Raw genomic sequence first — 18,927 nt, forward strand, 5'->3', positions numbered from 1 at the left:
TTCCTCCCAGTTAACAGATAAATAAACTCAGATTAATAGTTAAATGCCTCCGCCTTGTTCATGGACAGAGCGTTTCTCTTTTCGGATGGCTTTCATCAGACTGGCGGCTCCGCCAGCTGCCAAAAGCACGCTGGCCATCATAAAGATGGAATAGTAATCTCCTTTTAACAGCAGGGAGACAAGCAGATACGAAATCGACAGTGACAAAAACGGCGAAACGACCCATACTTTGAGCATCGTTTTCACGACTTCTTTATGAAAAACGTTCGGCCCGTTTTTGGCCATTCCGATGCCGATAATTGATGATGATGTGACTTGCGCCAATGGGACCGGCAGACCGAAGACGGAACTGATAATGACAAGCCCCGCGCCGGTTCCTGAAAGCAGTATGCCTTCTCCGGCTGAAAATCTCGTAATCTTTTTCCCGTTGGTTTCAAGCACTTTACGCCCTAAAAGCAGAGCGCCGAGAGCGACAAAGATGCCTCCGTACAGCGTTCCTTTGGACACGCTGAGCACGCCCGCAGCAACCAAAGGGCCCACCGCATTTGCGACATTATTCATTCCGGCTGAAAAAGCTTCCCAAAACCCCGCAATCAGCAGCACAATCCCTAAAATCTTCTGTTTCCGACTCGAAATGACTCGAATATTCAGAGAACTGAATACCTTCGAGACGAGAAACGTGAAACAGAACGCGACGAACGGTACGAGCACCCAAAAACTCACGATGACCAAAAGATGCTGTAAAAACAATACTTTGTACGCGACGCCGACACCGACAATCGCCCCGACAGTGACCTCACTCGTCGACAGCGGAATGCCGAGCACATTCGCCGTGAATAGCGATAGCGCCGCCGATCCGATAATAATGCAGACAATGGTGAGCGTAATGGTTTGTTCGGGAATGATTCCGCCGCTGATCGTCTTAACGACTTCACCGCCGCCGATAACCGCCCCTGACAGGACTCCGGCCGCACAGATGATCAGCGCATACGTTTTCTTTTTAACGGCGCCGGACCCGTAAGCGACTCCCATTGATGCCGCGGCCCCGCTGGCTCCGATATTCATGGCAAAAAACAGGCAGAATAAAATAGCGGCTAATTCCATCGTGCAGCTCCTTTATTCATGCAGTCCGCATTCTGTTTTCGCCATGCCGTTCCATCTGCCGCTCCGCAAATCTTCCGCGGTAAACGCCGGTGAAGTGCACGGTTCACAGCCTATGCTCGGATACCCCTGATCATGGAGGATATTGTAATCCAGCTCATGCTTGGAAGTATATCTCCAGATGTCTTTCCATGTCCAATGGATCAGCGGGCATACTTTAATCGATTGAAACTTGTCGTCTTTATTCAGGAAATTCGTATTCGCCCGGCTCGGTCCTTGATCCCGGCGAAGGCCGGACAGCCATGCCGGATGCCCTGCGAGCGCTTCTCTTAACGGCAGAATTTTTCTGATGTAGCAGCACTGGTTCGGTTCTCTTTCCCACAGTTTATCTCCGTGAGCCTCGGCTTGTTCTTCAAGAGTAAGGCTTGGTTTTTTCAAGATAATGTTCAGTCCCGGGTAACGCTCTTTCACTTTTTCGATCGTTTCATATGTTTCTTTAAAGTGAAGACCCGTATCGAGAAACACGATTTCCGCGTCTTTCTTTACTTTAGAAATTAAATCGATCAGGACGATGCCTTCAATCCCGAAGCTGCACGCGTAAACAAGCTGGTCTCCGTAGTGGCCGTATGCCCATTTTAAAACGGACAGCGCGCCTTTATAGGAATCGTCTTCCGGAAATGTAATCGCCGGCTCTTCCCATGTGTCATACGTTAGCATTTTTCCTTTCCTCCTCCCGGAGACAATCAAACAGCTGTTGTTTTCTGCCGGTTGTCTTATCCCTCAATCTTTTTTTCATATAAAAAACTTTCAATCCAGCGGAATGAAAGACAGTGACCCGGTATAGCCCTTATCTTCAAAATGCTGTGCATTTTTCTGGATGCGGCACCTTGCATGACACGCAGGTTGCCGGGCGTCATCGGTCCAGTCCCTCAGCCGCTCTTGATAAGCTTTTTAGATTTGTACTAAATTTTAGCACAATTCTAACAGAAGTCAACCCGAGTTTTTTGATAGGAATAATAAAACAGGCCCTGAGGCCTGTTTTTATTGTCATTATTTTTTAAACCAATCTTTTGACTCGGGATTCTGTTTCCATGATTTCAGTTTTTCAATGTCAGCTGAATGAATCGTTCCGTTTTCAAGCGCGACTTCAATCAGCGTGTCATAATCCGTTAACGAGTAATAAGGAAGACCCGCTTTTTTAAAGGCTTCTTTTGCTTTCGGCAGTCCGTATGTAAAAATGGAAATGACGCCGAGGACTTCCGCGCCCTCTCTTTGAAGGGCCGCCGCAGCTTCAAGCACGCTGCCCCCGGTAGAAATCAAGTCTTCAATCACGACTGTTTTTTGTCCTTTCTTAATGGCGCCTTCTATTTGATTTCCTTTGCCGTGCGCTTTCGGTTTGCTTCTGACGTAGCACATCGGCGCGCCTGTACGATCTGCGAGAAGCGCAGCATGCGGAATGCCCGCCGTTGCAGTGCCCGCGATCATCTCCGCCTCGGGAAAATGCTCTTTCAGCAGTTTGCCGAGCCCTTCCGCCACATCATTTCTCACTTTTGGATACGACAATGTCAGACGGTTGTCACAATAGATCGGTGATAAAATGCCGCTCGCCCACGTAAACGGCTCATTCGGGCGTAAAAAGACAGCTTCAATGTGTAATAGATGTTTTGCGATAGCCTGTTTCATCGGCGAACGCCCTCCCATTCCAGTTTAATTGCTTCATATGCTTCAACGGGGTTTTCCGCTTTTGTAATTGAGCGGCCCACGACGATCGCTGACGAACCGTTTTCTTTCGCAAATGACGGAGTCGCCGTCCGGACTTGATCGTCAGCTGCGTCACTGGCCGTGCGGATGCCCGGCGTGACTGTCAGAAATGCAGGCCGGACCGCTTCATAAATGGCTTTTGTTTCATGTACCGAACATACCACTCCGTCCAGCCCGCACTCTTCCGCCATTTTGCCGTAATGCACAACCGTTTCTAACAGCGGCTTATGCAGCAGAAGCTCTTCCTTCGCCACCTGCTCTGAAGTGCTGGTCAGCTGCGTCACCGCGATTAGAGACGGGCGTTTTCTGCCTGCCGGCGTGCCTTCTTCAAGCCCCTCAAGGGCCGCGCGCATCATGCGTGCGCCCCCTGCCGCATGCACATTGACGAGATCAACGCCGAGTCCGGCCAGCCGCTTCATCGCTTTATTGACCGTAGTCGGGATATCATGAAGCTTTAAATCTAAAAATATATCACAGTTCCGTTCTTTTAATTGGTGAATGATGGCGGGGCCTTCCTGATAAAAAAGTTCCATCCCCGTTTTGACAAAAAGCCTTTCCTTTTCAAACAAGTCTAAAAACGTTAAAGTCTCTTCCCCTGATGCAAAATCAAGCGCGATGATGGGCAGGTTGTTTTTCATGTTTCCAGCTCCTTCCGATGCATTCACTTACAGATTGAAAGCCGTGTTGGCGCAGCACACGGGGAAGCTGTTCTATGATTTCCGGGCAGACGAACGGATTGACGAAGTTTGCCGTGCCGACGGCAACCGCACTTGCTCCCGCAAGAAGAAATTCTAATGCATCCTCTGCGGTCTGAACGCCGCCCATCCCGATAATCGGGATTTGAACGGCCTGGCTGACTTCGTATACCATCCGGATGGCGACCGGTTTGATCGCCGGGCCTGACAGTCCGCCCGTTTTATTTGCTAAGATCGGCCGGCCCGTCTTGAGATCGAGCCTCATCCCGATGAGAGTATTAATCATCGTCAGACCGTCAGCACCGGCCGCTTCAATCGCTTTGGCAATTTCGGTTATGTTTGCGACATTAGGCGAAAGCTTCACATACACAGGCACTGCGGAAACTTCTTTCACCGCTTTTGTCAGTTCGGCCGCCATGACGGGATCAGTACCAAAAGCAATCCCCCCCGTTTTGACATTCGGACATGAAATGTTAAGCTCAAGCGCATGCACATTCGGCGCTTGGCTGATGTGCTCGGCCACTTCTTTATAGTCGTCCACCTGAGAACCGGCGACATTTGCGATAATCGGCGTGTCAAATTGTTCGAGCCAAGGCAGCTCATGATTGAGCACATGCTCAAGGCCGGGATTTTGCAGTCCGATGGCATTCAGCATTCCCGCGCTTGTCTCCGCCACTCTCGGCGTCGGATTTCCGAAGCGGGCTTCGTTCGTCGTTGCTTTAATCATAATGCCTCCGAGGCATGATAAATCGTAAAATCCGGCATATTCTTTCCCGAAACCGAAACATCCGGAAGCGGGGATGATCGGGTTTTTCAATTGGAGACCCGGCAGATTCACCTCTAACATTACAGCGCCACCTCCTCAGCTTTAAATACCGGCCCGTCAAGGCAGACCTTTACATAGGATGTATCGCTTTCACCCGTGCGGCACACGCAGGCGAAGCAGGCACCGATGCCGCAGCCCATCCGCTCTTCCATCGAAAGATAAACCTCTTTATGGCCGTACTGCTGCTTCAGAGCTTTCAGCATCGGTGTCGGTCCGCAGCTTAGCAGGACATCGAATTCGAGCTGCTTTTCACGGATGACATCGGTGACAAACCCTTTCTCTCCATATGTTCCGTCAGCCGTCGCCACATAGGTGTCTCCGTACGCACGACATTCCTGTTCGTAAAAAACATCCTTTGCTGATTGAAATCCAAGCACATGAATGACGTTTACGCCTTTTTCCGTCAGGCGCTTTGACAGTTCCTGCAAAGGCGGAACCCCGACTCCGCCTCCGACTAACAGCGCGGTTTTGCCGGGTTCAATCCGCCGGACGGGGAACCCGTTGCCGAGAGGGCCGAGAACGTCTATCCTGCCGCCCTCTTTTTTCTCGGACAAAAGACGCGTTCCCTCACCGTCAGCTCTGTAGATAACGGATACTTCATTCGCAGCGAAATTGACGTCCGCAATGCTGAGCGGTCTTCTTAATAGCGGCGTGACCGCGTCACTCACCTTCAGATGAAGAAATTGACCCGGCTCGGTAAGGTGCCGGACAAGCTCTCCTTTCAGCACCATCTTATAAATCCGATCAGCAATTTCTAAGTTGGATTGAACAGTCAAATGCGCTTTTTTCATATCGTGACTGCCGCCTTTTGATTGGTTTCGGATGCAGGCATATGATCCGCCCGGAATGTCATGCTTTCCAATACCCGCAAAATGGCTTCGGCCGTATCTAAAGATGTCAGGCAGGCGACTCCGTTTTCAACAGATTCGCGGCGGATTCTGAAGCCGTCTCTGGCCGGCTGTTTGCCCTTTGTCAGCGTATTGATGACAAATTGCGCTTCGCCGTTTCTGATGACATCGAGCAGATTTTTCCCTTCTTCGCCGATCTTTCCGACGACCTGAGCCGGAATCTGAGCGTCTTTCAAATAAGCCGCCGTTCCTTCCGTCGCCAAGATTTTATAGCCGATGGCGTGGAACCGCTTGGCGATCAGCAGTCCTTCTTCTTTATCTTTATCGGCAACGGTCAACAGCACTGAGCCGTAGTTCGGAATTTGAATGCCAGAAGCAATCAGCGCTTTATAGAGCGCTTTTTCCAGGGTTGAATCTTTGCCCATGACCTCTCCCGTCGACTTCATTTCAGGGCCTAACGTGATATCCACTCTTCTCAGCTTCGCGAATGAGAAGACAGGCGCTTTCACGAATACCCCCTGCTGCTCAGGCTGCAGCCCCTCTTGATAGCCGAAATCAGCAAGCTTTTGACCGAGAATGACCTTTGTCGCCAGGTTCGCCATTGGGATTTTTGTGATTTTGCTTAAGAACGGCACGGTTCTGCTTGACCGCGGATTTACCTCAAGCACATACACCTCACCTTGCGACAGTACGAACTGGATGTTCAGCAACCCGATGATGTTAAGGCCTTTTGCCAAGGCTACAGTGTATTGTTCGATTTTTTTCTTAATGTCTTCGCTTAAAGTCTGAGGCGGATAGACGGCGATTGAATCCCCTGAATGGACGCCGGCCCGCTCGATATGCTCCATAATTCCCGGAATAACGACTGTTTCACCGTCAGATACAGCATCGACTTCGATTTCTTTCCCTGTCAGATAACGGTCGATTAACACGGGATGCTGCGGGTTGATTTTGACCGCATTTTTCATATAGTGAAGCAGCTCTTCTTCGTGATAGACGATTTCCATCGCCCGGCCGCCGAGCACATACGAAGGGCGGACAAGTACCGGATAACCGATGGATGCGGCGATTTTGACAGCTTCGTTCACCGACACGGCGGTTTTCCCGAGCGGCTGCGGCACATTCAGCGCCTCAAGCGCCTGCTCGAACTTATCCCGGTCTTCCGCACGGTCTAAATCTTCAAGTGATGTGCCGAGAATTTTGACGCCGCGGGCGCTCAATTCTTCCGCAAGGTTGATCGCCGTCTGGCCGCCGAATTGGACAACAACGCCTTCCGGCTGTTCCAAATCAATGATGTGCATGACATCTTCTACCGTCAGCGGTTCAAAATACAGTTTGTCTGATATGCTGAAATCAGTGGACACCGTCTCAGGGTTGTTGTTGATAATAATCGCTTCATAGCCTGCCTGCTTGATCGCCCAGACAGAATGAACGGTCGCATAGTCAAATTCGACTCCCTGTCCGATACGGATCGGCCCGGAACCGAGGACGACGACGCTTTTTCTTGATGTAACCTCAGACTCGTTCTCTTCCTCATATGTGCTGTAGAAGTACGGGGTTTCTGATTCGAATTCCGCCGCGCATGTATCCACCATTTTATATACAGGCTTGATGTCTGCTTCTTTTCGCATTTGATACAGCTCTTGTTCCGGCATATTCCATTCCCGGCTGATATATTTGTCGGAGAAACCGAGTTCCTTCGCTGTCTGAAGGACGGCGAGGCTGCCTTTTTCCGCTTTCAGCTCTGTTTCAAAAGCGACCAGCTTACAGAGCTTGTGCAAAAAGAATACGTCAATTGCGGAAAACTCATGAAGCTGCTCCACTGTGTAGCCTCTTCTGAACGCTTCAGCAAGATAAAACAGGCGTTCATCCCCGGCTTTTCTGATCCGTTTTTCCAAAAGTCCGTCAGAAATCTCTTCCGCATCCTTCAGTTCCAGGTGATAGACATCGGCTTCAAGTGAGCGGACCGCCTTTAACAGCGATTCTTCAAGGGTGCGTCCGATAGCCATGACCTCTCCGGTAGCTTTCATTTGCGTCCCGAGCCTGCGGTTTGCCGACTCAAATTTGTCGAACGGCCAGCGCGGGATTTTAGAAACGACATAGTCAAGTGCGGGCTCAAAAGCCGCATATGTTTTTCCCGTTACGGGATTCATCATTTCATCAAGAGAAAGCCCGACTGCGATTTTCGCCGCAAGCTTTGCGATCGGGTAACCCGTCGCTTTTGAGGCGAGGGCAGATGAGCGGCTCACCCGCGGATTCACTTCGATAATGTAATATTGGAAGCTATCGGGATCGAGTGCGAGCTGAACATTACAGCCGCCTTCAATGCCGAGCGCGCGGATCAGCTTTAATGAAACATTGCGCAAAAGCTGGTATTCCCGGTCGCTCAAAGTCTGGCTCGGGGCAACGACGATGCTGTCACCCGTATGGATGCCGACCGGATCGATATTTTCCATGTTGCAGACGACGATCGCGTGATCTCTGCTGTCTCTCATGACTTCATATTCGATCTCTTTGTAACCGGCAATGCTTTTTTCCAGAAGGCACTGATGGACGGGGCTGAGTTTTAATCCGTTTTCGACGATCTCTTTCAGTTCCGCTTCATTCGAGCAGATGCCGCCGCCCGTTCCGCCTAATGTGTAAGCAGGGCGCACGATAACCGGAAACCCGATCCGGCCGACAAATTCCTCGGCTTCCTGTAAAGTGCGGATGATCTCACTTTCCGGCACCGGTTCATTCAGCTCATTCATCAGCGTACGGAATAAGTCGCGGTCTTCCGCCTGCTGGATGGCGGACAGCTTTGTGCCGAGCACTTCCACTCCGCATTCCTCAAGAACCCCGAGTTCAGACAGCTCGACGGCAAGATTCAGTCCGGTCTGTCCTCCCAGAGTCGGCAGGATGGCGTCCGGCCGTTCTTTTCTGATAATACGCGTGAGAAACTCCGGCGTCAGCGGTTCTATGTATACCCGATCAGCCATTTCCGTATCCGTCATAATCGTTGCCGGATTCGAGTTGACGAGAATGACTTCATAGCCTTCTTCCTTTAAAGCGAGACACGCCTGTGTGCCCGCATAATCAAATTCCGCCGCCTGTCCGATAATAATCGGGCCTGATCCGATCACTAAAATCTTTTTAATATCTACGCGTTTTGGCATACCGCTTCCCCTTCTTTCTCAGTTGTTTCGATCAAGTCAATGAATCTGTCAAATAAATGATTGGCGTCTTCCGGCCCCGGTGAAGCTTCAGGGTGGTACTGAACCGTAAATGCCGGCAATGTTTTATGCTTGAGTCCTTCGATCGTTTGATCATTGATCGCAATGTGCGTCACTTCAAGCTCTGTATCATCTATTGAAGAAACTGTATATCCGTGGTTTTGGGCGGTTAAAGCGACTTTCCCTGTCGCAAGCTCTTTAACCGGATGATTGGAACCCCTGTGTCCGAATTTCATTTTTTCCGTTTCCGCTCCGGATGCCAGCGCAAATAATTGGTGGCCGAGGCAGATTCCGAATAACGGCACCTTCCCGAGTATGCCTTTTATCATTTCAATGGCTTCCGGCACATCTTTCGGATCTCCGGGTCCGTTAGAAAGCATGATGCCGTCCGGCTTGAGCTGAAGCACTTCTTCCGCCGTTACATTGTACGGCACAACGATGACATCGCATTTTCTTTTGTTTAACTCTCTTAAAATGCCGTGCTTCATACCGAAATCGACGAGTACGATGCGTTTGCCGCGGCCCGGACTCGGATATGCCGTTTTCGCAGATACTTGAGCGACTTGATTTCTCGGCAGTTCCGTTTCTTTCAGCCTTGCAAGAACCTCTCCGACATTCTCCTCACTTGAAGCAAACGTTCCTTTTAATGCGCCGGCCGTGCGGATCATTCTTGTGAGCTTTCTCGTGTCAATCCCTTGTAAGCCGGGGATATTTTTCATTTTCAAATACTCGTCAAGCGTGTAAGCCGAACGCCAGTTGGAAGGCAGCTCGCACAGTTCTTTTACGATCAGCCCTTTTACAAAAGGAGTGATGGATTCAAAGTCATCTCTGTTAATTCCGTAGTTGCCGATCAGAGGATACGTCAGCGTCACGATCTGCCCGCAGTAAGAAGGGTCTGATAAAATTTCCTGATAACCGGTCATTCCCGTGTTGAATACGACTTCACCCGCTGTATGTTCCAGGCTCCCGAATGCTTCACCCTCAAATACCGCTCCATTTTCCAGCACTAGTCTTCTTTTCATTTGACGAGTCTCCCTTCTTCGTATGCAAGCTTACCGGCAGCCATCGTTGCAACAGGCCAGCCGAAGCACTTCATCTTGTTGAATGGCGTATTTTTTCCTTTAGATGAAAATGTATCTTTGTCAATGGCTGCTTCTTTTTCCAGATCAATCAGGGTGATGTCAGCCGGCGCCCCCGGTGCAAGCGTTCCGTACGGAAGATCAAATGCCTCGCAAGGTTTCACCGTCATGAAATCAACCAGCTGCTTCAGCGTCCACGCCCCGTTTTTCACAAAATGTGTGTACAGAAGCGGAAAGGCAGTTTCTAAACCGACGATACCGAAAGGCGCAAGCTTCATGTCCGTGTTTTTCTCTTCTTCTGTATGCGGCGCATGGTCAGTGGCGATGAAATCAATCGTGCCGTCTAAAAGCCCTTCAATCAGCGCCTCCCTGTCCTCTTTGCTGCGAAGGGGCGGATTCATTTTAAAATTGGTATCAAGTCCCGGGATATCTTCGTCACAAAGCAGCAGGTGGTGCGGCGACACTTCCGCCGTAACGCGGATTCCCGCTTTTTTTGCGTCTCTTACGGCTCTGACGGATTCTTTCGTGCTGATATGACACACATGGTAATGGCAGCCCGCCGCTTCCGCCAGCAGCACGTCACGGGCGATATGTACCGCTTCACAAATGGAAGGTATGCCGTTCAGGCCGTTCGCTTTTGAAAAAGAACCTTCATGCACGCTTCCTCCGTAAATCAGCGAGTTATCCTCACAATGAGCGACAATCGCTTTATTTATTGAAGCCGCCCGTTTCATGGCTTCATACATCATTCCGGCAGTCTGAACGCCGACGCCGTCATCGGTGAAGGCGAATGCGCCGGCTTCATGAAGCGCCTCAAAATCTGTCATTTCTTGGCCGGTTTGTCTGATCGTAATGGATGCGTAAGGAAGAACTCTGACAGATGAGGTTTCTTTGATCCGGTTTTGCAGCCATTCCATCTGCTCTTTCGTATCCGGCACCGGTCTTGTATTCGGCATGGCTGCGACTGTGGTAAAGCCTCCCCGCGCCGCGGCTTTAGAGCCCGTCTCAATGGTTTCTTTTTTCTCGCCGCCCGGTTCTCTGAAGTGGACATGAAGGTCTACGAGTCCCGGTGAAACGAACAGTCCCCCAGCGTCGATCACCGTTTCTCCGTCTTTCGCTGTCAGAAGCCCGGTTTCCGAAATAAATTCACCCGTTACCCGGATATCCTGTGCCACTTTTTCTCCTTGTTCATTTAACATCCAGCCGTTTTTAATGAGATAAGACATAAGCCGCTTCTCCCCTTTTCACATTGGTTTGCAGTGCTCTTTTTAAGACTGCCATTCTGATATACACACCATTTTCCATTTGTTTAAAGATTCTTGATTTTCCGCATTCCACTAATGTTGTGTCAATTTCGACTCCTCTGTTCACCGGTGCGGGATGCATGATGATGGCATGCCGCTTCATGCTCTCCGCCCGCTTTGCGGTCAGCCCGTATGCTTCCAGGTAGCCTTTTTGGTCGGCTTCTGTCTGATGCCTTTCATTTTGGATGCGGAGCAGCATGACGACATCTGAAGCTTGTATGGCTTCATCCGTCTGAACACAGGTGCCGAAGGCGTTTTTCTCATCCTGCCATTGCGGCGGACCAGAAAACAGTACACGTGCGCCGAGCCTTGTCAGCACTTCGGCATTCGACCTTGCCACCCTGCTGTGTTTGATATCGCCATGAATGGAAACCGTCAGGCCCTGAAAGGTCTCAAATTCCTCTTGAATCGTCATTAAATCAAGCAACGACTGGGTAGGGTGCTGGCCGCAGCCGTCGCCGGCGTTTAAGATCGGAATATTGACTCTGCCGGTCAGATCTTTGTAATATTCATCCGTGCTGTGCCGGATGACGCAGGCGTCCGCTCCGATTGATTCCAGTGTTTTGACCGTGTCGTATAAGGACTCGCCTTTTTGAACGCTTGTGCTCGTGCCGTCTAAGCTGAGCACGTTCATCCCGAGTTTCTTTTCCGCCACTTCAAAGCTGAACCGCGTCCTCGTGCTCGGTTCAAAAAACAGATTCGCAACGAATTTTCCCGCGAGATCGGGACGGACTGTACCCTCTTTTATCGCTTTTGCCTCACGCAGCAGTTCTGCAATTTCAGCAGTGCTCAGTTCAGACATCGCCGTTAAATGATTCATGTTTTTCTCCTCCGTTTCCGCTTGAAGGCCGTAAAAAAACACCCCGGTCTATAGACTCGGGGTGCGGTTAAAGAGAGAAGCAGCGTACAGCTTCTTCCCGTTATAACCCTTCCAAGCCTCTCTGGACTTTCTTTAAAAGGTTTTACATATGATTTTGTTTTTCTGATGCCATCGCGTCTTCTTCATTTGCATGCGGCAGGATAAGGTTCAGGATGACTCCGACGATTGCCGCAAGCGCCATGCCGGATATTTGGAACCCGCCTTTTGATACTTGAATAAAAGCCCCTCCGACGCCGATCACGAGAATGACGGATGTGATAATTAAATTTCGCTTGTTTTCATAATCAATGTTGTTGTCAATCAGCATTCTTAAACCGCTGGAGGCGATAATTCCGAAGAGCAGGAAGGAAACGCCTCCCATAACTGCGGACGGAACAGAGCTGATCAGCGCTGATACTTTTCCGATAAATCCGAAGCACAGCGCAATCACTCCCGCGCCGCCGATGACAAAGACGCTGAAAACTCTCGTAATTGCCAGTACACCGATGTTTTCGCCGTATGTTGTCGTCGGCGGGCCTCCGATTAACGAAGCGATAATCGTCGCTATGCTGTCCCCCATTATGGACCGGTGCAGTCCCGGCTTTTTAATGAAATCCTGTCCGACGACTTTACTCAGCACCATTTGGTGGCCGATATGTTCTGACATGGTCACGAAAGCGACCGGCACCATCGCAGCCGCAATGCCCAATGTCACTGACGGCGTATAGTCTTTGAAAGGGATGATAAATTCAGGAACGGCGAACCACTTTGCATCAATGACCGGCTGAAAATTGACGATGCCCTGTGTCAGCGCAAACAGATATCCGCCTATAATGCCGATCAATACCGGAATCAGGCTTAAAAATCCCCGTAAAAAGATGGCGCAGATAATGGTGATTGCCAAAGTGACGCCGGCTACACTGAAATGTTTCAAGCTGTAGACGAGTTCCTTCGCATTCGGATCAGCATACATTGCCATATTGACGGCTGTGCTTGCCAGTCCGAGGCCGATGACGATGATGACCGGCCCGACGACCACCGGGGGCAGCAGCTTCATCAGCCACCCCGTTCCAAGCTGCCTGATGAGAAGCGCGATCAGGCCGTACACAATTCCCGCCAGAAAAGCGCCGACCATGGCAGCCCCCGGCCCTCCCGTCGCCTTCACCAAGATAATCGGTGATATAAAGGCGAATGATGAGCCGAGATAAGCGGGAATCTGGCCTTTTGTCACCAAGAGATAGGCGAGTGTCCCGATTCCGCTCGTGACAAGCGCCACTGCCGGGCTCATTCCGACCAGTTTCGGCACGAGTATGGTTGAACCGAACATGGCGAATAAATGCTGCAGGCTGAATGACAGCCAGGACAATGGATTGGGGACGTCCCTGACTCCCAGGTTTACTTTTTTCTTACTCATGGCGTTTTCCTCCCGGTTGACTTTCAAATGGTATAAAAAAACCTCTTTGCTTTTTGCGCAAAGAGGCATACAAAACCCGGCCGCGTCGATCCGCCCGGCTCTGTGTTTTAAAATCCTCTTTGCAAACTCTCTGGAATGCATTTAAAAAGGGTGATTATTCATTTTCGTAAATGGCGACCATATCAGTCTGATCAACTTCGCTCAGCTGAACCATCACTTTTTCAGCTTTTGAGGTCGGAATGTTTTTCCCGATATAGTCCGCTCTGATCGGCAGCTCCCGGTGCCCTCTGTCGACAAGCACGGCAAGCTGTATCGATGACGGCCGTCCGACATCAACGAGGGCATCCATCGCAGCTCTCACCGTCCGGCCGGTATAAAGCACATCATCAACCACAATGACCTTTTGGTCTGTGATATCGGCCGGAATGTCCGCGCCTTTTACAAGCGGCTCTTCATTGCTCGTTTTTTTCGTGAGATCGTCACGGTAAAGGGTGATATCAATTTCCCCGACGGTGACCGGATTTCCTTCAATCTGTTCGATCCGCTCGGCCAGCCGCTTCGCTAAATAAATGCCTCTTGTTTTAATCCCTACAAGAATGCAGTCATTCATTCCTTTATTCCGTTCGATCATTTCATGGGCTATCCTTGTCAGCGCCCGCCTGATCGCCTGTTCGTCGAGAATAACAGCTTTTTGATTCACTCGTGACACCTCTCCATTCGTATATAAGAAGAAAAAACCCCTCCTGCCAGAGCATAGAGGGGTTCCTTTCCAGGACGAAGACACATGCGTATCTCTTCTGTCCTATCCGTTATCCTTCTCAGCCTCTCTGGACTGTGTTAAAGAATCTATTCAGCTTGTTTTTATTATTTCAGAAAAGAAAGTCGCTGTCAATGGCTATTTCTTAAATCTTCAATGAGTTTTTTCATATCTTCAGGAAGGGGCGCTTCAAACTCCATGTATTCGCCCGTCCGCGGATGATCAAAACCTAATATTCCGGCATGAAGCGCCTGACCATTGAAATCAATGGTTTTTCTCGGTCCGTACTTCGGGTCGCCCGCCAAAGGAAACCCGATATATTTCATATGAACACGGATCTGATGCGTTCTTCCGGTCTCAAGCCGGCACTCTACGAGCGTGAAATCTTGAAAACGCTCAAGCACGTGGAAATGCGTGACGGCGTTTTTGCTGCTTTCTCTTGTTACGGTCATGCTTTGACGGTCTTTTTTATCTCTCCCGATCGGAGCGTCAATCGTTCCGTCATCATGTGAAATCAACCCGTGGACAACCGCTGTGTACTTTCTCGTCACGGTTTTATTGACGAGCTGATTAACGAGAGATTCATGCGCCATATCGTTTTTAGCGACCATTAACAGACCGGAAGTATCTTTATCAATCCGGTGCACGATTCCCGGACGCATGACACCGTTAATGCCGGAAAGGTCGTTGCAGTGAGCCATCAGTCCGTTTACAAGCGTCCCTGTCACATGGCCGGGCGCCGGGTGTACAACCATGCCGCGCGGTTTGTTCACAACCAAGACATCCTGGTCTTCATAGTAAATGTCCAAATCCATCGGTTCTGCAAGCACGTCTAATTCTTCCGGTTCAGGAATGGTGACGTTTACCTGATCGCCGGGCTGCATTTTATAATTCGCTTTTACGGATTTGCCGTTAACGGATACCAGTCCCTCTTTTACCCATTGCTGCACTTGAGTGCGTGACCAGTTTTCTCCCGTTGAAGCCAAAAATTTATCAATCCGTTCGCTCTTTTGTTCAGGCTGAACGGTTATCTCAAATTGATTCATGTTATTGCTCCTTCTTTTTCCCGCTGTCAAACAGCATATGAATAAATAAAAGTATTACACCGACGCACAGTGAGGAGTCCGCGATATTAAAAATCGGATAGTGATAATTCACGATGATGACATGAATAAAATCCACCACTTCCTGGCGCGCCGCCCGGTCAATAAAGTTTCCGGCCGCACCGCCCAGCATTAAACCGAGAGAAATTCCGAGTAACATCTGCCCTTTTGCATAACGCTGTATGTAATAAACGATTCCGATAATCACTGCGATGGTAATGACGTAGAAAAACCACATTTGGCCGGCTAAAATCCCCCACGCCGCTCCCGTGTTGCGATGAGATGTGATATAAAGCACCTGATCGATGACAGGTATGCTTTGTCCCAATTCCATATGGCTGACGACAAGCCATTTGGTCAATTGGTCGGCAATAATAATAAAAAGAGCGATAAGATAATAAAGCACACACGTTCCTCCAGTATACAGTTACTTTTATCCTTTATGAATTTTATCAGTAAAAGATGCCAGAGTAAAGGCAGATCATAAGCGCATGCAAACAGACGCTGTCACTCATACAGCGCCTGATCATATGCATAATCTCCGGGTTCCCAATATGGAAGGGTTTTCTTTTCAAATTGAGCGGGATAATAAAAATCATCAGCGGTTCTGGCCGTAGGCAACACCGCAAGTTTTTCAATCGGAATGGGGGCGCCTGTTTTTTCACAATAACCGTACGTATTGTTTTCAAACTTAGACAGGGCAAGAAGAACGTCCTGAAGTTCTTCTTTTATATGATAGATCAGAGTTGCTTCTTGGTCGTTCATTGAAGGTTCAACAGATGCTGACATTTGAAAGCAAGAATATTCGAATAATCTTGATTGAAGTTCTTCTTTCATCATGAGAAGCTCCGTGTGGATTGCGGTCAGTTGATCATTCATTCATCACAACTCCTGCTCTTGATGTTATAGCTTTATTGTTGCCCCCAGGGCGCCATTTGAAGCCCATAAGATTTTTCCTGTCGTTCTAATCGATGACATTGCTGGCATGTAAAAAAGCGCCCGGCTGACACCGGGCGCTTTCTCATTTATTATTTTTGATAATATTTTTCAACGATTTCCGCATTGCGCAGTGATAACGTCGGATATTTCGGATTGGCTCCGACATCTTTAGAAATGACGCGGGAACGTTCACACATCTGGCCTTCCGCTTTTTCTACGGTCATTTTTCCTGTTGTGAAGCTTTGCGCGTTTTCCGGCGCTTCACTTTCGTCTTTTACTGTCAGTTCTGAAACGATAAACAGCTGCGCGATATTTTCTTTAATGGATGACAAGAGGTCGCGGTTTTCTTTGTTCGGATACAAAGTCAGGCTCGCTTCCAATGATTTTCCGATAATTTTTTCGTTACGGGCTGTTTCCAAAGCTTTCAGCACGTCGTTTCGAAGCTCCATGAAGCGGTCGAATTTTTCTTCTGTCGCTTGACTGTCCGGAACAGCAATGGTTTCCGGCATATCTGTCAGCTGCACGCTCGCTTCTTCAACAAATGATAAGTGAGACCACATTTCATCCGCCGTGTGCGGGAGAATCGGCGCCGTCAGTTTCACTAACGCCAGCAGCGTTTCATAAAAGACGGTCTGCATGCTGCGGCGGTCCGGATGATTCGCATGCTCGATGTACACAACATCTTTTGCAAAATCAAGATAGAAGGAGCTGAGCTCGATCGTACAGAAATTGTGAATGCTGTGATAAACAACCGCAAATTCATATTCATCGTACGCTTTTTTCACCTTATCGATCAGCTTATTCAGCTTGATCAGCATATATTGATCCACTTCGCGGAGATCTTTTACATCAACGGCATTGACGCTTGGATTGAAATCGAACAGGTTGCCGTGAAGGAAGCGGAACGTGTTGCGGACTTTCCGGTATACTTCCGCGACCTGCTTCAGAATATCTTCAGAAACCGGGTGATCGGCCTGATAGTTTACGGAAGATACCCATAAACGCAGAATTTCAGCTCCAAGCTGTTTTGCGATTTTTGTCGGGTCAATCGTATTGCCGAGTGATTTACTCATTTTACGGCCGTTTGCATCAAGTGTAAATCCGTGGCTTAATACGCCTTTATACGGCGCTTTGCCGGTGACTGCAACAGCGGTGGAAAGAGATGAGTTAAACCAGCCGCGGTATTGGTCAGAGCCTTCAAGGTATAAATCAGCCGGACGGACAAGATCATCACGTTCTTCAAGAACAGCCTGATGGGAAGAACCTGAATCAAACCATACATCCATAATGTCTTGCTCTTTCGTGAAGATTCCATTCGGGCTTCCCGGATGTGTAAATCCTTCCGGCAGAAGGTCTTTTGCCTCTCTTTCAAACCAGACGTTTGAGCCGTGCTGTTTGAACAGCTCAGACACGTGTTCAATCGTTTCGTCAGTGATGACCGGCTCACCGTTTTCTGCATAAAATACCGGGATCGGAACGCCCCATACGCGCTGTCTTGAGATACACCAGTCACCGCGGTCGCGCACCATGTTGTAAAGGCGCTGTTCGCCCCACTCCGGCACCCACTTCGTTTGTTTGATGGCATCAAGCAGATCGGATCTGAAATCTTTAATTGACGCAAACCATTGCGCCGTCGCTCTGAAGATGGTCGGTTTTTTCGTTCTCCAGTCATGCGGATAGGAGTGTGTAATAAACTCGAGTTTCAAGAGCGCGCCGTTTTCTTCAAGCTTCTCCGTGATCGGTTTATTGGCTTTATCGTAAAACATTCCTTCAAAGCCCGGCGCTTCGTCGGTCATGTTTCCTTTTTCATCAACAGGGCACAGTACTTCTAAGCCGTACTTTTGGCCGACGATAAAGTCATCTTCCCCGTGGCCCGGAGCAGTATGAACACAGCCTGTTCCGGCATCGGTTGTGACGTGGTCACCGAGCATGACGAGTGAATCTCTGCCGTACAGCGGATGTTCTGCAGTGATGTATTCTAATTCTCTGCCTTTATATGATGCGACAACTTCAGGATTTTCAAAGCCGCATGCCTCCGCTACGTTTTCGATCAGTTCAGCAGCCACTACATAACGCTTGTCTCCAACCTTGATGACATTGTATTCAAGATCAGGATGAACGGAAATTCCGAGGTTGGCAGGCATCGTCCACGGCGTCGTCGTCCAGATGATGAAGCTTTCTCCGTTTTCCAGAACGCCTTTACCGTCTTTCACCTTAAACGCAACATAAATAGACGCGGAACGTTTGTCCTGATATTCAATTTCCGCTTCCGCTAAGGCAGATTCACTTGAAGGCGACCAGTTGACCGGCTTCAGACCTTTATAAATATAGCCTCTTTTCGCCATCTCGCCGAAAACGCGGATCTGCTGCGCTTCAAATTCAGGCTGAAGCGTAACATACGGGTTTTCCCAATCGCCTCTGACGCCGAGACGCTTGAATTGTTCGCGCTGTCTTTCGATCTGCTGCCATGCATAATCTTCGCAAAGCTTGCGGAAATCAGCGACGGACATTTCTTTCCGGTTTACTTTTTTGTTTTTCGTCAGCGCCGTTTCAATCGGCAGTCCGTGCGTATCCCAGCCCGGCACGTAAGGTGCGTTGTAGCCGCTCATTGATTTATAGCGGACGATGAAGTCTTTCAGGATTTTGTTCAGGGCATGGCCCATGTGGATGTCTCCGTTTGCATAAGGAGGTCCGTCATGCAGCACGAATTTCGGGCGGTCTTTCGTCCGTTCTTGAACAAGACGGTAAATGTCCTGCTCCTCCCAGTCTTTTTGCATGTCCGGCTCACGATTCGGCAGATTTCCCCGCATCGGAAAATCTGTTTTCGGCATTAACAGCGTATCTTTGTAATCCATTTTCATTCCTCCACAACATTTTTCAGAAAATAAAAAAAGCCCTCTCATCCCATAAGGGACGAGAAAGCTTATCTCGCGGTACCACCCTTTTAGAAAAAACGGATCATCCGTCTTTTCCTCTCGAACATCGTAACGTGATGGAACGTCCTATCCTACTCTCGGTTCAGAAAGGAA

At 49.3% G+C, this 18,927-nt stretch carries 16 protein-coding genes, 1 riboswitch and 1 other annotated feature (1 of these 18 only partly in view); all 16 genes read right to left on the minus strand.

Going from position 1 to position 18,927, the window contains the following annotated elements:
• Positions 1 to 39: 39 nt before the first annotated feature.
• Positions 40 to 1,104 carry an inorganic phosphate transporter gene (locus OTK50_RS01600; RefSeq protein ID WP_045207385.1) on the minus strand — a complete coding sequence of 355 codons (1,065 nt, stop codon included), beginning with the start codon at positions 1,102 to 1,104 and terminating at the stop codon, positions 40 to 42.
• A 12-nt stretch (positions 1,105 to 1,116) separates the two neighbouring features.
• On the minus strand, positions 1,117 to 1,818 hold the full coding sequence (locus OTK50_RS01605) for a phosphoadenylyl-sulfate reductase (protein WP_003154369.1): 702 nt from the start codon (positions 1,816 to 1,818) through the stop codon (positions 1,117 to 1,119).
• Positions 1,819 to 1,945: 127 nt separating this feature from the next.
• A riboswitch (SAM riboswitch) is annotated at positions 1,946 to 2,050 on the minus strand.
• Positions 2,051 to 2,151: 101 nt separating this feature from the next.
• A complete protein-coding gene (pyrE, locus tag OTK50_RS01610) occupies positions 2,152 to 2,784 on the minus strand; it encodes an orotate phosphoribosyltransferase (protein WP_286280510.1) in 633 nt (210 codons plus the stop codon).
• A complete protein-coding gene (gene pyrF / locus OTK50_RS01615; RefSeq protein WP_224224247.1) occupies positions 2,781 to 3,500 on the minus strand; it encodes an orotidine-5'-phosphate decarboxylase in 720 nt (239 codons plus the stop codon). Before pyrF ends, pyrE begins: the two co-directional genes overlap by 4 nt.
• Positions 3,469 to 4,404, minus strand: coding sequence for a dihydroorotate dehydrogenase (locus OTK50_RS01620; RefSeq protein WP_003154377.1), 936 nt, complete (start codon positions 4,402 to 4,404; stop codon positions 3,469 to 3,471). The genes pyrF and OTK50_RS01620 overlap by 32 nt, the downstream gene beginning before the upstream one ends.
• Entirely contained in the window at positions 4,404 to 5,174 is a 771-nt protein-coding gene (locus OTK50_RS01625; RefSeq protein ID WP_014417732.1) for a dihydroorotate dehydrogenase electron transfer subunit, read from the minus strand. The genes OTK50_RS01620 and OTK50_RS01625 overlap by 1 nt, the downstream gene beginning before the upstream one ends.
• A complete protein-coding gene (carB, locus tag OTK50_RS01630; RefSeq protein WP_224224246.1) occupies positions 5,171 to 8,386 on the minus strand; it encodes a carbamoyl-phosphate synthase (glutamine-hydrolyzing) large subunit in 3,216 nt (1,071 codons plus the stop codon). The genes OTK50_RS01625 and carB overlap by 4 nt, the downstream gene beginning before the upstream one ends.
• Positions 8,371 to 9,465: a carbamoyl phosphate synthase small subunit gene (locus tag OTK50_RS01635; protein ID WP_032874843.1), complete on the minus strand. Its 1,095-nt coding sequence runs from the start codon at positions 9,463 to 9,465 to the stop codon at positions 8,371 to 8,373. Before OTK50_RS01635 ends, carB begins: the two co-directional genes overlap by 16 nt.
• Positions 9,462 to 10,748 carry a dihydroorotase gene (locus tag OTK50_RS01640; protein WP_224224245.1) on the minus strand — a complete coding sequence of 429 codons (1,287 nt, stop codon included), beginning with the start codon at positions 10,746 to 10,748 and terminating at the stop codon, positions 9,462 to 9,464. Before OTK50_RS01640 ends, OTK50_RS01635 begins: the two co-directional genes overlap by 4 nt.
• Positions 10,732 to 11,646, minus strand: coding sequence for an aspartate carbamoyltransferase catalytic subunit (locus OTK50_RS01645; protein WP_045207377.1), 915 nt, complete (start codon positions 11,644 to 11,646; stop codon positions 10,732 to 10,734). The genes OTK50_RS01640 and OTK50_RS01645 overlap by 17 nt, the downstream gene beginning before the upstream one ends.
• Positions 11,647 to 11,788: 142 nt before the next feature.
• Positions 11,789 to 13,099 carry a uracil permease PyrP gene (gene pyrP / locus OTK50_RS01650; RefSeq protein WP_045207376.1) on the minus strand — a complete coding sequence of 437 codons (1,311 nt, stop codon included), beginning with the start codon at positions 13,097 to 13,099 and terminating at the stop codon, positions 11,789 to 11,791.
• 154 nt (positions 13,100 to 13,253) lie between these two features.
• Positions 13,254 to 13,799: a bifunctional pyrimidine operon transcriptional regulator/uracil phosphoribosyltransferase gene (pyrR, locus tag OTK50_RS01655; protein WP_003154392.1), complete on the minus strand. Its 546-nt coding sequence runs from the start codon at positions 13,797 to 13,799 to the stop codon at positions 13,254 to 13,256.
• A gap of 188 nt (positions 13,800 to 13,987) precedes the next feature.
• A complete protein-coding gene (locus OTK50_RS01660; protein WP_224224244.1) occupies positions 13,988 to 14,902 on the minus strand; it encodes an RluA family pseudouridine synthase in 915 nt (304 codons plus the stop codon).
• A 1-nt stretch (position 14,903) separates the two neighbouring features.
• Positions 14,904 to 15,365 carry a signal peptidase II gene (gene lspA / locus OTK50_RS01665; protein WP_016936189.1) on the minus strand — a complete coding sequence of 154 codons (462 nt, stop codon included), beginning with the start codon at positions 15,363 to 15,365 and terminating at the stop codon, positions 14,904 to 14,906.
• 101 nt (positions 15,366 to 15,466) lie between these two features.
• Complete coding sequence (locus tag OTK50_RS01670; protein ID WP_003154399.1) at positions 15,467 to 15,838, minus strand: TraR/DksA family transcriptional regulator; 372 nt, start codon at positions 15,836 to 15,838, stop codon at positions 15,467 to 15,469.
• A gap of 149 nt (positions 15,839 to 15,987) precedes the next feature.
• Positions 15,988 to 18,753 (minus strand): isoleucine--tRNA ligase, encoded by a 2,766-nt coding sequence (gene ileS, locus OTK50_RS01675; protein ID WP_224224243.1) that lies wholly within the window; start codon positions 18,751 to 18,753, stop codon positions 15,988 to 15,990.
• Positions 18,754 to 18,804: 51 nt separating this feature from the next.
• Positions 18,805 to 18,927: a binding site (T-box leader), on the minus strand (it continues 107 nt past the right edge of the window).

This window comes from Bacillus sp. NEAU-CP5 (assembly GCF_026420705.1).
In the GTDB taxonomy this organism is placed as follows: domain Bacteria; phylum Bacillota; class Bacilli; order Bacillales; family Bacillaceae; genus Bacillus; species Bacillus velezensis.

Coding starts and splice junctions, on each gene's coding strand:
- OTK50_RS01620 (WP_003154377.1), bottom strand. CDS start 4,404: ATGTTAGAGGTGAATCTGCCGGGTCTCCAATTGAAAAACCCGATCATC.
- pyrF (WP_224224247.1), bottom strand. CDS start 3,500: ATGAAAAACAACCTGCCCATCATCGCGCTTGATTTTGCATCAGGGGAA.
- OTK50_RS01635 (WP_032874843.1), bottom strand. CDS start 9,465: ATGAAAAGAAGACTAGTGCTGGAAAATGGAGCGGTATTTGAGGGTGAA.
- OTK50_RS01670 (WP_003154399.1), bottom strand. CDS start 15,838: ATGAATGATCAACTGACCGCAATCCACACGGAGCTTCTCATGATGAAA.
- OTK50_RS01640 (WP_224224245.1), bottom strand. CDS start 10,748: ATGTCTTATCTCATTAAAAACGGCTGGATGTTAAATGAACAAGGAGAA.
- pyrP (WP_045207376.1), bottom strand. CDS start 13,099: ATGAGTAAGAAAAAAGTAAACCTGGGAGTCAGGGACGTCCCCAATCCA.
- OTK50_RS01625 (WP_014417732.1), bottom strand. CDS start 5,174: ATGAAAAAAGCGCATTTGACTGTTCAATCCAACTTAGAAATTGCTGAT.
- OTK50_RS01605 (WP_003154369.1), bottom strand. CDS start 1,818: ATGCTAACGTATGACACATGGGAAGAGCCGGCGATTACATTTCCGGAA.
- OTK50_RS01645 (WP_045207377.1), bottom strand. CDS start 11,646: ATGAATCATTTAACGGCGATGTCTGAACTGAGCACTGCTGAAATTGCA.
- OTK50_RS01660 (WP_224224244.1), bottom strand. CDS start 14,902: ATGAATCAATTTGAGATAACCGTTCAGCCTGAACAAAAGAGCGAACGG.
- OTK50_RS01600 (WP_045207385.1), bottom strand. CDS start 1,104: ATGGAATTAGCCGCTATTTTATTCTGCCTGTTTTTTGCCATGAATATC.
- ileS (WP_224224243.1), bottom strand. CDS start 18,753: ATGGATTACAAAGATACGCTGTTAATGCCGAAAACAGATTTTCCGATG.
- pyrE (WP_286280510.1), bottom strand. CDS start 2,784: ATGAAACAGGCTATCGCAAAACATCTATTACACATTGAAGCTGTCTTT.
- carB (WP_224224246.1), bottom strand. CDS start 8,386: ATGCCAAAACGCGTAGATATTAAAAAGATTTTAGTGATCGGATCAGGC.